10 protein-coding genes and 2 tRNA genes are annotated in these 13690 nt (G+C 74.0%); 8 read left to right on the top strand and 4 right to left on the bottom strand.

Going from position 1 to position 13690, the window contains the following annotated elements:
- Positions 1–55 precede the first annotated feature (55 nt).
- The 3 genes from BMW99_RS27500 to BMW99_RS27490 all read left to right on the top strand — a co-directional run bounded on the left by BMW99_RS27500 (position 56) and on the right by BMW99_RS27490 (position 3540).
- Positions 56–979 carry a DUF1906 domain-containing protein gene (locus tag BMW99_RS27500; protein ID WP_075017740.1) on the top strand — a complete coding sequence of 308 codons (924 nt, stop codon included), beginning with the start codon at positions 56–58 and terminating at the stop codon, positions 977–979.
- A 240-nt stretch (positions 980–1219) separates the two neighbouring features.
- Positions 1220–1744: a SigE family RNA polymerase sigma factor gene (locus tag BMW99_RS27495; protein WP_069467469.1), complete on the top strand. Its 525-nt coding sequence runs from the start codon at positions 1220–1222 to the stop codon at positions 1742–1744.
- A gap of 122 nt (positions 1745–1866) precedes the next feature.
- Positions 1867–3540 carry a long-chain fatty acid--CoA ligase gene (locus tag BMW99_RS27490; RefSeq protein ID WP_069467468.1) on the top strand — a complete coding sequence of 558 codons (1674 nt, stop codon included), beginning with the start codon at positions 1867–1869 and terminating at the stop codon, positions 3538–3540.
- 627 nt (positions 3541–4167) lie between these two features.
- Here BMW99_RS27490 and BMW99_RS27485 read toward each other — a convergent pair.
- Entirely contained in the window at positions 4168–7800 is a 3633-nt protein-coding gene (locus BMW99_RS27485) for a hybrid sensor histidine kinase/response regulator (RefSeq protein WP_075017739.1), read from the bottom strand.
- Between the two features lie 383 nt (positions 7801–8183).
- Positions 8184–8690, bottom strand: coding sequence for a subtilase-type protease inhibitor (locus BMW99_RS27480; RefSeq protein ID WP_177226113.1), 507 nt, complete (start codon positions 8688–8690; stop codon positions 8184–8186).
- A 189-nt stretch (positions 8691–8879) separates the two neighbouring features.
- Here BMW99_RS27480 and BMW99_RS27475 point away from each other — a divergent pair.
- Positions 8880–8973: transfer RNA gene (locus BMW99_RS27475), tRNA-Ser, on the top strand.
- A 172-nt stretch (positions 8974–9145) separates the two neighbouring features.
- Positions 9146–9218 (top strand) — tRNA-Arg (locus BMW99_RS27470).
- 210 nt (positions 9219–9428) lie between these two features.
- On the opposite strand, the gene BMW99_RS27465 is transcribed toward BMW99_RS27470, so the two are convergent.
- Positions 9429–10424 (bottom strand): quinone oxidoreductase family protein, encoded by a 996-nt coding sequence (locus BMW99_RS27465; protein ID WP_218108448.1) that lies wholly within the window; start codon positions 10422–10424, stop codon positions 9429–9431.
- Between the two features lie 172 nt (positions 10425–10596).
- Here BMW99_RS27465 and BMW99_RS27460 point away from each other — a divergent pair, with 172 nt between their 5' ends.
- Both BMW99_RS27460 and BMW99_RS27455 read left to right on the top strand, forming a co-directional pair.
- Positions 10597–11226: a TetR/AcrR family transcriptional regulator gene (locus BMW99_RS27460; protein ID WP_075017738.1), complete on the top strand. Its 630-nt coding sequence runs from the start codon at positions 10597–10599 to the stop codon at positions 11224–11226.
- Between the two features lie 112 nt (positions 11227–11338).
- Positions 11339–11629, top strand: coding sequence for a hypothetical protein (locus BMW99_RS27455; protein WP_075017737.1), 291 nt, complete (start codon positions 11339–11341; stop codon positions 11627–11629).
- A 55-nt stretch (positions 11630–11684) separates the two neighbouring features.
- Here BMW99_RS27455 and BMW99_RS27450 read toward each other — a convergent pair whose 3' ends face one another.
- A complete protein-coding gene (locus BMW99_RS27450; protein WP_245791645.1) occupies positions 11685–12254 on the bottom strand; it encodes a CGNR zinc finger domain-containing protein in 570 nt (189 codons plus the stop codon).
- Between the two features lie 81 nt (positions 12255–12335).
- Here BMW99_RS27450 and BMW99_RS27445 point away from each other — a divergent pair, with 81 nt between their 5' ends.
- On the top strand, positions 12336–13601 hold the full coding sequence (locus BMW99_RS27445; protein WP_069467729.1) for an MFS transporter: 1266 nt from the start codon (positions 12336–12338) through the stop codon (positions 13599–13601).
- Positions 13602–13690 lie beyond the last annotated feature (89 nt).

Below are 13690 nucleotides of genomic sequence, written 5' to 3'. Positions count from 1 at the left end.
AGCAGCGGCGGCGTGTCGGCGCGGCCGGTGGGGGTTGGCATCGTTGACTCGGAAAATGACCGAAAAGATCACTTTTGTCCGCTCTTTGCTCGCCGGGGCGCTCACGCTGACCGGTCTGCTCTCGCCCGTCCTGGGCACCCCGTCGGCCGCCGCCCCCGCCGGCCCCCCGCCCGCCCGGCCGGCGGCCCGCGCGGCCCAGCAGGCGCCGGCGGCCGTGGCGCACCGGGGCGGCCGGGGCCACCACCGGATCACCGGTACCCGCCTCTTCCGGGGCGAGGGCTTCGACACCTGCCAGGCCCCCGGCCTGGCCACCATGGACGCCTGGCGCGCCCACTCCGCCTACCGGGCCGTCGGCGTCTACTTCGGCGGCCGCGCCCGCGCCTGCAGCTCCCAGCGCAACCTGACCCCGGACTGGGTCAGGCAGACCACCGCCGACGGCTGGAACCTGCTGCCCGTCTACGTCGGCTCGCAGGCCCCCTGTGTCGGGAACGGCGCCAAGGGCCCGTTCAGCATCGACAGTTCGCGGCCGGCCTCGCAGGGCACGAGCGAGGCCGAGGACGCGGTCGGCGCCGCGCAGGCGCTCGGGATCCAGCCCGGCAGCCCGCTCTACCTGGACATGGAGACGTACGACCTCGGCAACTCGGCCTGCAAGGCGACCACCCTGTCCTACGTCCGGGCCTGGGACCGGCAGGTGCACGCCGCCGGGTACGTCGCCGGCTTCTACAGCAGCGCCGACTCCGGCGTGCGGCACATGGACCAGGCCCGCGCCGCCGGCTACACCGACCTGCCGGACGTGCTCTGGTACGGCCGCTGGGGCGTCGCGCCCGACCTGGCGTCCGACCCGGCCGTCTCGGACGCGGCCTGGACCCCGCACGCCCGCATCCACCAGTACCAGGGCAGCGTCACCGAGACCCACGGCGGCCGCCGCCTCACCGTGGACCGCAACCTGATCGACGCGCCGGTCGCCGTCGTCGGCTGAGACGCCGCCGGCCCGACCCTGACGCGCGTCCCCGGGAGGCCGAGGCCCCCGGGGACGCCGGGGCTCCGGGGGCGGCTGTGGCGGCCCCGAGTGCTCCCTCAGGTGGATCCCCTCAGGGACGTACACCTCTGGATCCCCCCTCGGGTGGTGGGGAGGACCCCCGGCCTACGACCTGAGGGTGATCCCGCTTCGGCACTTGCGGCCGATCCGCGGCACCGGGCCAGCTCCTAGCGTGGAGCCATGACCACGCCTGTGTGCACCAGCGCCGACTCCTCGCAGTTCACGGCCTACGTCCGCACCAAGGGTCCGACGCTGCTGCGCACCGCCCGCGCCCTGACCCCCAACCCCGCCGACGCCGAGGACCTGCTGCAGACGGCCCTGACCAAGACCTACCTGGCCTGGGACCGGATCGACGACCACCGCGCCGTCGACGGCTACGTCCGCCGGACCCTGGTCAACACCCGCACCTCGCAGTGGCGCAAGCGCAAGGTCGACGAGTTCACCACCGACGAGCTGCCCGAGCTGCCGGTCACCGGCCAGCCCGACCCGGTGGAGCAGCAGGCCCAGCGCGACGCCCTGCTGCGCGCCATATCCCGTCTTCCCCCGCGCCAGCGGGCCATGGTGGTGCTGCGCTACTACGAGGACATGAGCGAGGTGCAGACCGCCGAGCGCCTCGGCGTCTCCGTCGGCACCGTCAAGAGCGCGGTCTCCCGCGCCCTGGGCAAGCTCCGCGAGGACCCGGAGCTCGAACTGAGCGTCGCCTGACCCCTCCAGGGCCCGCGACACCTGATCGAGACGGGACGAATTGGGCGGGAGGTAGTGACATACCACGCGGTATGCCAGCAGAATCGCGGGCAACCCACCCGCCGACGTCGCCGGAGGCCCGCGTGCTCAGCACCATGCAGGATGTCCCCCTGACCGTGACCCGTATCCTCGCGCACGGATCCCTGGTGCACGGCAGGTCCACGGTCACCACCTGGACCGGCGACGGCGCACCCCAGCGCCGCACCTTCCGCGAGATCGGCGACCGCGCCGTCCAGCTCGCCCACGCGCTGCGCGACACCCTCGGCGTCGGCCGCGGCGACCGCGTGGCCACCCTGATGTGGAACAACGCCGAGCACCTCGAGGCGTACCTCGCCATCCCGTCGATGGGCGCGGTCCTCCACACCCTCAACCTGCGGCTGCCCGCCGACCAGCTCACCTTCATCGTCAACCACGCCGCCGACCGCGTCATCCTCGTCAACGGCAGCCTGCTGCCCCTCCTCGCGCCCCTGCTGCCGCAGCTCGACCCCGTCGAGGACGTCGTCGTCGTCGGCCCCGGCGACCTGTCCCTGCTGGACACCGGCGCCGCCGACGGCACAGCCCGCCGCCCCCGCGTGCACGCCTACGAGGACCTGCTCGCCGGCCGCCCCACCCACTACGACTGGCCCGAGCTGGACGAACGCGAGGCCGCGGCCATGTGCTACACCTCGGGCACCACCGGCGACCCCAAGGGCGTCGTCTACTCCCACCGCTCGGTCTACCTGCACTCCCTGCAGGTCACCACCGCCGAGTCGATGGGCCTGACCTCCCACGACACGTCCCTGCCGGTCGTCCCGATGTTCCACGTCAACGCGTGGGGCATCCCGCACGCCGCGTTCATGGCCGGCATCAACCTGCTGATGCCCGACCGCTTCCTGCAGGCCGCCCCGCTCGCCGAGATGATCGAGAGCGAACGGCCCACCCACGCCGCCGCCGTCCCCACCATCTGGCAGGGCCTGCTCGCCGAACTCGTCGCCAAGCCCCGCGACGTCACCTCCCTCCAGCAGGTCACCATCGGCGGCTCGGCGTGCCCGCCGTCCCTGATGAAGGCGTTCGACGAGCAGCTGGGCGTGCGACTGTGCCACGCCTGGGGCATGACCGAGACGTCCCCGCTCGGCACCATCGCCCAGCCGCCGGCCGGCGTCACCCCCGAGGAGGAGTGGGCGTACCGCATCACCCAGGGCCGCTTCCCCGCCTCCGTAGAGGCCCGGCTGATCGGCCCCGACGGATCGGTCATGCCGTGGGACGGCGCGTCCGCCGGCGAACTCGAGGTGCGCGGCCCCTGGATCGCCGCCGCCTACTACGGCGGCGCGGGCGAGGAACCGCTGCGCCCCGAGGACAAGTTCAGCCCCGACGGCTGGCTGCGCACCGGCGACGTCGGCGTCATCTCCGAGGACGGTTACCTCACCCTCACCGACCGCGCCAAGGACGTCATCAAGTCCGGCGGTGAGTGGATCTCCTCCGTCGACCTCGAGAACCACCTGATGGCCCACCCCGACATCGCCGAGGCCGCGGTCGTCGCCGTCCCCGACGAACGCTGGGGCGAGCGCCCGCTCGCCACCGTCGTCCTCCGCGAGGGCGCCACCACCGACTACGCGGCCCTCCGGGACTTCCTCGAGGCCCGCGTCGCCCACTGGCAGGTCCCCGAACGCTGGGCCGTCGTCGCCACCGTCCCCAAGACGAGCGTCGGCAAGTTCGACAAGAAGGTCATCCGCCGCGATTACGCCGACGGCCACATCGAGGTGACGCACCTCTCCTGAACACGGGTTGCACCCGGGGCTTGTCGGCCGTCCACCGGCCGGTGGTGTGTTCGGCATCCGGGCTGACCCGCGCTGCGCGCTGCCGTCCGCGGGTCCCGTCGTGGCTGGTCGCGCAGTTCCCCGCGCCCCTGGCGGTGCACGTTCGTGGGTGGGGTCAGGGGCCACTCCGGGAGTGTCTCCTCGAGCTTTGCATGGCGGCTTTTTCCGAAGAGGTGGGCCGGGGCCTTGCAAAGCTCTGCGGGGACACACCCGGATCGTCCCCTTCCGGCCCGTCCCCGTCTGCGGGAGGACAGAGCTTGGCCGTGTCCCATGTCCCCCGCCGCACGGTGGATCAGCGGGAGGGGGTGGGGAGGAAGTGCTCCCCGCAGCGAAATGTGCGCGGCCCCCGGGCAAGACTGCGTACGAACCCGTATGCACATTTCCGAGGAGACGCTTCCGGAGCGCCCCCGACCCCCGTACCGACGGGACGAATATCAGGGGCGCGGGGAACTGCGCGACAAGCCACGACGGCGCGGCACACGGCAGCGCGCAGCGCAGGGCACCCCGGAAGCCGAACCACCCACCGGCAGGTGGACAACGAGCAAGCCCCGGGGGCACCCCGTCGGCTCAAAAACCTCAGCGGAGCGCCTACGCTCCGATCTTGCCCAGCAGATCCACGATCCGGGACTGCACGTCGTTGCTGGTGGAGCGTTCCGCGAGGAAGAGGACCGTCTCTCCGGAGGCGAGCCTGGGGAGTTCGGTGGGGTCGATGTCCGCCGAGGTGTAGACGACGAGCGGCGTGCGGTTGAGGCGGGAGTGGCCGCGCAGCCAGTCCACGATGCCCTGGCGGCGCCGCCGTATCAGCATCAGGTCCATCACCACGAGGTTGGGGTGGATCTGCGCGGCCTGGGTCATCGCGTCGGCCTCGGAGTCCGCGTGGGTGACGTGCATCCCGCGGCGTTCGAGGGTCGCGGCGAAGGCCTGGGCGATCGGGTCGTGGCTCTCCACGAGCAGCACCCGCGGCGGGTGCTGCTCGCTGTCGCGCGGGGCCAGGGCCTTGAGCAGGACCGCGGGGTCCGCCCCGTACGCCGCCTCGCGGGTGGCCTGGCCGAGGCCGGCCGTGACGAGCACCGGCACGTCCGCCGCCGCCGCGGCCTGCCGCAGGGACTGCAGGGCGGTGCGCGTGATCGGCCCGGTCAGCGGGTCCACGAACAGCGCGGCCGGCGGCTCGGCGACCTGCGCGTCGACCTCCTCGCGGGACCGCACGATCACCGGCCGGTACCCGCGGTCGGTCAGCGCCTGCCGCGTCGAGACGTCGGGCTCGGGCCACACCAGCAGGCGGCGCGGCTCGTCGAGCGGGCCCTCGTGCCGGTCCTCCGCGACGTCGGTGACGTCCACCGCGCCGTTGGGTCCGTCCAGCGGCTCGGGACCCTCGTCGGCGCCCTCGGCGGGCGCGCCGATCGCGTAGGAGCGGCCGCCCTCGACGGGGACCGACGGCATGGAGGGCACGGGCCGCAGCGGGGTCTCGCGGTCGCCGCGCACCGGTGCGTCCGGCGTGTGCGCGGGCAGCTGCCCGCTGTCGGGGTCGGCGGCCGGGTGCGGCCGTGCCTGCGTCTCGCCGCCGGGTCCGTGCACCTGGCTCGGCACGTGCGGCAGGATCGAGCCCCGGTTCTGCTGCTCGGGACCGAGCCTGCGACGGCGGCCGGAGCCGCTGGGCGCCTGGGTGCGCGGGTCGGTGCCGAACGGCATGCCCTGGCCGAGGGTGCGGACGCTGATGGCCGCCCGTCCCTGGCCCTGCTGCTGCGGTCCGGGCGGCGGGCCCTGCGGTGACGGTGCCTGCGGCTGCGGTCCGTGGGGCTGTGCCGCCTCCGGCTCCTGCCGGTGCTGGGCCGCCGGGCCCAGCTGCCGCGGGTGCTCCTGGGGGCTCGGCGGCAGCGCGGGCTGGGGCGCGGCCGGCCAGGCGTTCGCGGAGGGGAGCGCGGGCCGGCTCGGGTCGGGCGCGGCCGGCCAGCCGGACTCCGCCGGGTTCGGTGCCGCCACCGGTCCCATGCCCGTCGGCGGCACGGGACCGGCCTGCGGGTGCTGCGGCTCCTGGGCGTGCTGCCGTCCCCGCCCGGGCGTCTCCGGGCGGGCCGCGGCCTGCGGTCCCTGCTCGGGCCGGGCGTCCTGAGCCGCCGGCGGCAGCGCGTGGGGGATCGGCGCGGCGGGCAGCTCGAAGCGGTTCCCGGCGGGCTGCGGCGCCTCCTCCTCGGGGGCGGGACGGGCCCGCCGCCGTCCGGTCCTCGGCTGCTGCTCCGCGGGCTGAACGGGCGTGCCGCGCTCGCCGCTGTGGCCCCCGGTGTGGTCCTCGAGCGCGTCCTGCGCGGCACCGGCCGCGCCCGTGGCGTCGGCCGCGTTGCCGGTGGGCGCCGTGCCGCCGTTGCCGTCGCGGCCGATCGGGCGGCGCAGCGCGCGGCGGCGGCCCGTGGGGGCCTCGCTCTGGTCGGCGGCCGCCGGGATGGCCCAGGGGGCCACCATGGTGCCGGTGTCGTCCGCGGGGTTGCGGGGCTGCGGTGTCCGCGGCTCGATCTCGGCGACGGGCCGGGGACCGGGGCCCGCGTCCGCGCCGTCGGCCCGGGGGCCTTCGCCCGCTCCCGCGCCGCCGCCGCGGGGGCCGGCCGGGGCGGTGCCCGACGGCCCCGCCGCGTCGTCCCTGCCGCCGGCGCCCTGGGCACCCTGGGCGGCCCGGCGGCCGTGCGCGCCGCCGCTCCGCGGCCGCGGAGCGCCCGAACCGTCCGGGGAGCCGGAACCCGCGGCCTCGCTCTTCTCCGGGCCCGCGGCGTCGCCGCCCGCGCCCACCGGCACCTCCAGCACGTACGCGCTGCCCTGCCCGGGCACCTCGTGCGTCTGCAGCACGCCGCCGTGCGCCTCCACGATCCCGCGGGCGAGCGGCAGATGGACCGGGTCGCCGCCCGCGCTCGGCCCGCGCACGTCGATGCGGACGCTGTCGCCGCGCCGCGCTGCCGCGACGACGATCGTCGAGTCGCCGCCGAGCGCGATCGCGTTGCCGGCGGAGTCGACACCCGCGACGTCGGCGATCAGGTGCGCCAGCGCCTGGGCCATCCGCTCGCCGTCCACGGACGCCTGCATCTGCGGGGCGTGCACCGCGTACTGGGCCCGGCCGGGCCCGATCAGCTCGATCGCGCCCTCGACGGCCGCGCCCACCACGTCGTCGAGGCCGACGGGCTCGCGCCGCAGCTTGTCCTCGCCGCGGTCCAGGCGCTGGAAGGCGAGCACGTTGTCGATGAGGGTGGTGATCCGGGCGTAGCCGGCGGACAGGTGGTGCAGGATCTGGTTGGCCTCGGGCCACAGCTGCCCGGCCGGGTCGGCCGCCAGGCCGGTGAGTTCGCCGCGCAGCTCGGCCAGCGGGGCGCGCAGCGAGGTGTCCAGCAGTGCCTGCAGCTGGTCCGCGCGGGCGGCCAGCGTGTCGTACGGCGTGCGGTCGGTGAACGTCATCACGGCGCCGACGAGCTGGTCGCCGTCGCGCACCGGAGCCGTCGTCAGGTCCACCGGCACCGGCCGTCCGTCCTTGCGCCACAGCACCTGGCCGCGGACCCGGTGCTTGCGGCCGGAGCGCAGGGTGTCGGCGAGGGGCGTCTCCTCGTAGGCCAGCGCCGAGCCGTCGACCCGGGAGTGGTGCACCAGCGGGTGCAGCTCCTTGCCGCCGAGATCGGTGGCGCGGTACCCGAGGATCTGCGCGGCCGACGGGTTGACGAGCACGATCTTGCCGGCCGTGTCGACGCCGACGACGCCCTCCGCGGCCGCCCGCAGGATCATCTCGGTCTGCCGCTGCTGGCGGGCGAGTTCGGCCTCGGTGTCGACCGTCCCCGACAGGTCGCGGACCACGAGCATCAGCAGCTCGTCGCCGGTGTAGTGGGGCACGCCGTCGCCGTAGTCGGCGAACGGGGTGCGGCCGTCCTCCAGGTTGGCGCTGGTCACCTGGACCGGGAACTCGGTGCCGTCCGTGCGGCGGGCGGTCATCCGGGTGGGCTTGGTGCGGGTGTCGTCCTGCGCCTCGCGCGGGGAGCGCATCGACCCGGGGATGCGCTTGGGGTCGAATTCCGGCAGGAGGTCGAGCAGGCCCCGCCCCACCAGCGCCGTGCCCGGCGTCTCGAACGTCTCCAGCGCGATCGCGTTGGCGTTGACCACGGTGCCGTTGGCGTTGACGATCAGCAGCGCGTCGGGGAGGGCGTCGAGTATCGAGGCGAGGCGAGCAGCGCCTCTCGATGGCCTGCTGCTCACGAGACGCGTCCTCCTTGTAACCGCATGTACTGCAACCGCGCTGCCGGAGCGCGCCCGCGCACGCGTCCCTCTGGGATGACTCACACGGCGCGGTCGACTGTCGTCACGGGCGCCCCATCTTGCCGTTGCCCCCGGGTCATGTCACTAGACCGAGTGTACGTGTCGGGTCTCACCTCGGTGCCTCGGATACCCATGTGGCTGTGTGGACCCGGGGGTTGAGGGTTGTACGCGACGGGTGTGGCGTCCGTCACCAACGACGCGCGGGAGAGCGGTCCGGTTCCGCGGCGCGCGGCGTTGCGCACCGTCGCGCGCCGCGCATTGCGCCGCATCGCGCGCTGTCGCGCGGGCGTGTGATGCCGTCGTCCGGCCGCGTCCGGCCGCGTTCAGCCGGCGAGCGGTCCAGGCGTGGTCGCCGGGCCCGGCGCGGGCAGTGCGGGAACCATGCGGCTCCAGCGGGACACCTCGCAGCCGTTCGTCCTGCGGTAGCTCTCGTCGACCGGCCGGCCGTCCCACGTGCCCGCCACGTCCGCCCGCTCCGGGCCGCCGTAGATCATCGGGCAGGCCTGCCCCGCGGGCACGGCCGGCACCGGCCCGCCCATCCTCTCCAGTTGCAAGCACCCCGACCCGCCGCTGAACCGCGTGCAGGTGAGGCTGTACGTGCGGCTGTGCCCGGCGCCGTCGTCGTACCTGACGGTCAGCCGGTCGGGGACCATCCGGGGCAGCCCCATGGCCTGCGCGGACGGCGCGGCGAGCGGGGCGGTGGCCGCGACGAGGACGGCGGTGAGCGCCGCGGCGGCGGCGAGGCCGAGGGCGAGGGCCGCGCGGGGCGCGGTGCGGGCGGCAGCGGAGGTGCGGGCTGCGGCGGAGGTGCGGGCCGGGATACGGGTCATTCCGTCTCCTTACCGCCCAAGACGGCCGGAACCCCTCACTCCTCCCATCGTGGGCGCGCCGGACCCGCCGCCCCGCGCGAACCCCTTTGCCCTGCCCAGGCCCGGCCTTGTACCGTATTCTCGAATTGGTCGCGGCCCTCCCGGCTGTGCCATCATTCTCCACGCGCCCGCTCACGCGGGTACGTGCCTGGAGGCGTCGCCTAGTCCGGTCTATGGCGCCGCACTGCTAATGCGGTTTGGGCTTTACCGTCCATCGAGGGTTCAAATCCCTCCGCCTCCGCCACCCACCCGGAGCCCCGCCCGACCCCGTCGGCGGGGCTCCTGCCGTTCCCGCCCCACCCCCCGTTTCCCCAGGTCATCCCACCCGGGTCATATCGATTTCGCCTCCCGCGCCACCTCATGTAATGTTGTCCACGCAACGCCGCCCCGGCCCGCCAGGCCGGATCGCAAGCCCCGCACTCGTAGCTCAACGGATAGAGCATCTGACTACGGATCAGAAGGTTGCAGGTTCGAATCCTGCCGAGTGCACAACAAGCCAGAGGCCCCGGGAGATCATCCGGGGGCCTCTCGCGTTTCCGTGCCAACCTGCCTCAGCTGGTGGCGGCCACGGCCTCGTGGTGACGGTCAGCCCAGGAGCGCCCGGCCGGAGCTTCCCGGCCGCCTTCCGGGCGCCCTCCTGGTGAGCCCGTGTCATCCGCGGCGCCTCGAGGCGCAGTTCAGGGCAGCCGCGTCCCGGCACTACAGGCTGAGGAGCACCCGGCCGAAGGGACCGCCCTCGATGAGGTGCCGCTGTGCCTGCGCGGCCTGCTCGAGGGGGAAGACGCGGTCGACGAGAGGCGTGATCTCCTTGCGGGCGACCAGGTCCAGCAGTGTGGCGTTGGTGCGGTCGATCTGTTCCTGCGTGAACAGGGCGAACTGGAAGCCGTGTACGTGAGCCGCTTTCCAGATCAGGTCCGTGACGTTGATGTCTGCGTGCATGCCCGCCGAGTAGCCGATGCTGACCAGGGTTCCGCCCCTGGAGAGAGCGCCCAGCGCCTGGCCGGTGATCGGCCCGGCGACGCCGTCGAGGACGACGTCGACGCCCTTTCCGTCGGTGAGCCGTGCGACACCGTCCTTCAGCGACTCGCGGGTGAGGTCGATGACGTCGTATCCCGCCGCCCGGCCCAGTTCGGCCTTGGCCGTGCTGGTGGCGGTGGTGATGGCGACGGACGCGCCGAGGTGCCGGGCGATCTCGACGCCGCCCTGGCCCACCGCGCCGCCGCTTCCGGGGGCGAGCACGCGCTGGCCCGCCTCGAACCCGGCCAGCTCGGTGAGGGCGAGGTAGGCAGTGAGGTAGCCGGCGCCGGCTGACAGCGCCGCGGCGGCCGTGTCATCGACTTCGTTGATCACCGGCAGCAGGTGGGATCGGTCGGTCACGATGTATTCGGCCCAGGTGCCGTCGGCGTCGATGCCGTAGCGGCCTCCGCTGATCATGACCCTGGTGCCTGCCGCCAGCCCGGAGTCACCCGGGTCCTCGACCGTTCCCACGCCGACGCTTCCCGGCGTGAGCGGGAAGGGCTTGACCACCCCGGGGGGCAGCTCGCCCGACCGCACGGTGTTGTCCAGCGGATGGGTGCCGGCGACCGTCAGCCGTACCAGAACCTGGCCACCGTGGGGTGCGGGCTTGGGGGTGTCGGTCAGGTGCAGCACGTCGTAGTCACCGAACCGGTCGTACTGGATCGCTCGCATGGTCATGGCCTTCCGCGCATGGGTGATCTGGCTGTGGGCGCGTCGCTTCGGCGGCATTTCGGCTCGACGCCGGGCTGCCATGGGGCTCCGGGGGCAGCCCCGCTCAAGTAAAGCGATCGCTTTCCATCGAACGTAATTGAACGCCCCGCCAAAGTAAAGTGATCGCTATACTTCTTGTATGGAGACGCGGAGCACATCGGGTGGGCAGCGCCGTGGAGGCCGGGGAGCGCGTGAGCGCATCCTGCAGGCGGCCGCGACGCTCTTCTACGAAGAGGGCATTCACGCCACGGGTGTCGCCCGCCTGGTGGAGACCGCCGGGGTTTCCACCCGGACCTTCTACCAGCACTTTCCGACGAAGACGGCGCTGGTGGAGGAGTATCTGCGCGGCTACGAGGCCGGGCTGGCGCGGCGGATCGAACAGAAACTGACGCGCGAGGGGCTCACTCCCCGGGATCAGCTGCTGGCGTTGTTCACCATGGTCGCCGAGGCGTCCTCGGGGCCCGCGGGGGGTCCGAGCAATCGCGGCTGCCCGCTCCACAATGCCGCGGTCGAAGCGGCGGGACAGATGCCCGACATACGGGCACTTGTTCAAGGTAACAAGGAGGGCATCATCCGGCAGCTCACGGACATCGCCGCTCAGGCAGGTGCCGCGGACCCGGAGCGACTGGGCCGTCAGTTGGCCGTCCTGCTCGAAGGCGCCACTGCTATGTCAACCTCTCTGGACAGCTCCCGCCCCCGCCAGGACGCCCTCGATGCCGCCCGGCTCCTGATAGAGCTCTCCCTCCCGAAGCCGCAACCCACCCCCTGACCCTTCCAGGACCTTCACCGCTCCAGGCCAGGCGGACACCCGGTGGGCAGTCCGCGAGACCCCCCACACCCGGTCCGGTGCCGGGGTCTAGGCTCCCCCCGGGGAGGGTGCCATGACGGCGTGGATCATCGTCGGCAGTGCGGTGTGCGTCATCGTGCTGGGGGTTCTGGTCCTGAACGGGTGGCGGTCGGCGCAGTACCGGCATCCGCTCGTGGCGGGCTGGGGCGGTGTCGCGGTGGGCTGCGGGCTCGCCCTCGACGGGCTGCCGAAGCTGCTCGGGTGGTCCGCGCACACGGGGTTGGCGATGGCGACCGCGGGCGGCATCCTCGTCGTGTGCGGCGCGGCGGCCCAAGCCGTCGGCGGCCTCACCCGGAAGAACGTCCGCCCGAAGCGGGACGGTTAGGCACCTCGCCGTCGGGCCCGGATGAGCTCCGGTGCTCCCATGTGCGAGCGGGGGCTCATGCGTCGTCGCCCGCCCGTCGTGCCCGGAACACCGCTGCCTTGACACGGTTCTGGCAGGCCGTCGAGCAGAACTGGCGGCCGGCGTTGCGGGACGTGTCCACGTAGACCCGGTCGCAGCGCGGGGCCGCGCAGACCCCGAGGCGGCCCGCGTAGTCGCCGCCGAGGGCCATGGCCAGGCCGGTGGCGCAGCCGGCACTCCAGCCGACGGCGTAGGAGTCGTCGGCGCCATGGAAGTGGACCTGCCACGGCTGGCCGGGAGCGCGGTCGAGTTGGGGGCGGGCGCCGCTCGCGCGCAGGAGCGCGTTGAGGGCGGGGGCCGCGTCGTCGAGGCGGTCGGCGGCCGCGGCCTCGAACACGGTGCGCAGGACGCGGGCGGTGCCGGCCAGATGGTCGGCCTCGCCGAGCCCCAGGTCGGCCCCGGTGGACAGTGCCGCGCGGACCGCCTCGACGCGTTCGGCCCCCTCGGGGGCGAGGTAGGGACGGCCGCGTGCCTGACCGTCGGTCAGCGCGTTCACCAGCGCGACCGAGGCTTCGAGGAGCGCACGCATGTGACTGTCGAACAACACTTGACCAGTTACCCTTCGCTTGCCTACCGTACCCGTCACTGACAATAGATGATTCACCAGTGATGGAAGGTGGGAGGCGCCGTGCCGCGCTCCGAACCGCTGCCCCGCACCGTCCGCCTGCTCCTGCTCGCCCGGGTGGTCAACCAGCTCGGAGCCTTCTCGCTCCCCTTCCTCACCGCCCTGATCTGCGCCGACCACGACGTGAGCCTGACCACCGCGGGGCTGGTGAGCGCCGCCTTCGGGCTCGCGACCATCCCCTCGCGGCTGGCCGGGGGCGGGTTGGCCGACCGGATCGGCGGGCGCACGACCATCGTGCTGGGACTCTGCGGGTGCGCCGTCGCGCAGCTGGCCATCGCGGCGTCCACGTCGCTGGCCTGGACCGTCGTGGCGGCGGTTCTGCTGGGGCTGGCCTTCGAGCTTTACGAGCCGCCCAGCCAGGCGATCATCGGCGAGTCCGTGCCGGAGCGGCAACGGGTGCGCGCGTTCAGTCTGTTGAGCGCCGCGCTCGCGGCCGGCGGCATGGGCGCGGGGCTGCTCGCCGCGCTCCTCGGGCGCTGGGACCTGCGCTGGCTCTTCGTCACCGACGCCGCCACGTGCCTGGTGTGCGCGCTGCTGGTCCGGCTGGCCCTTCCCCGCGACCGTCCGGCGCCACGGCCCGCACCGGACCGGGGCGACCAGGGTGAACGCGACGACCGGGACGACCGGGGCCGCAGCGCGGTACGACCGCTGCGGGACCGTGCGCTGCTGACCGTGCTGGCCACCGGCACCGCCTACGCCCTGATCAACCAGCAGACCGTGATCGCGCTGCCCCTGGCGCTGGCGCGGCGGGGCCTGCCCGGCGCCGACGCCGGCCTGCTGTTCACCGCGGCCGCGGCCACGACCGTGCTCGCCCAGCCCCTGGCCCGGCTGGCCTGGACGAGCCGGCTCACGACGCCCGTCGCGCTCGCCTTCGCCCATCTCCTCCTGGCGGCGGGGCTGGTGGGCTACGCCCTGGCCCGCACGCTGCCCGCGCTGCTCGCCTCGGCCGCCGTCTGGAGTCTCGGCGACCTGCTGATCATGGGCCGCGTCTACGCGCTCGTCACCGACCTCGCGCCACGTGGCGGGAGCGGCCGCTATCTGGCCGTCTTCGGGACCAGTTGGGGGATCGCGGCGACCCTCGCCCCCATCCTCGGCACCCAGCTCCTCGCCCACGCGGGCACGACGGCGCTGTGGTCCGTCATGGCCTGCCTCTGCGTCCTCTTGGCCGCACTGCACCTGCGGCTGACACCGCGGCCGTCCGGACCCGCCGGCCTCCCGCTCGGCCGGACGGCCCGCGCCGGCACGCAGGGGGCGGCAGCGCGGTCGTAGCGGCGGGAGCCGGCGTCCCACCGCCCGGAGTGCGAAGGACGCGCAGTCCGACCCTCCGTTTCGCTGCCGAGTTCACCCCTTCCAGGGGA

Origin of the sequence: Actinacidiphila rubida (genome assembly GCF_900110255.1) — a bacterium.
In the GTDB taxonomy this organism is placed as follows: domain Bacteria; phylum Actinomycetota; class Actinomycetes; order Streptomycetales; family Streptomycetaceae; genus Actinacidiphila; species Actinacidiphila rubida.
Note: the sequence above shows the minus strand (reverse complement) of the source record. Positions and strands in the feature narration are given on the sequence as shown.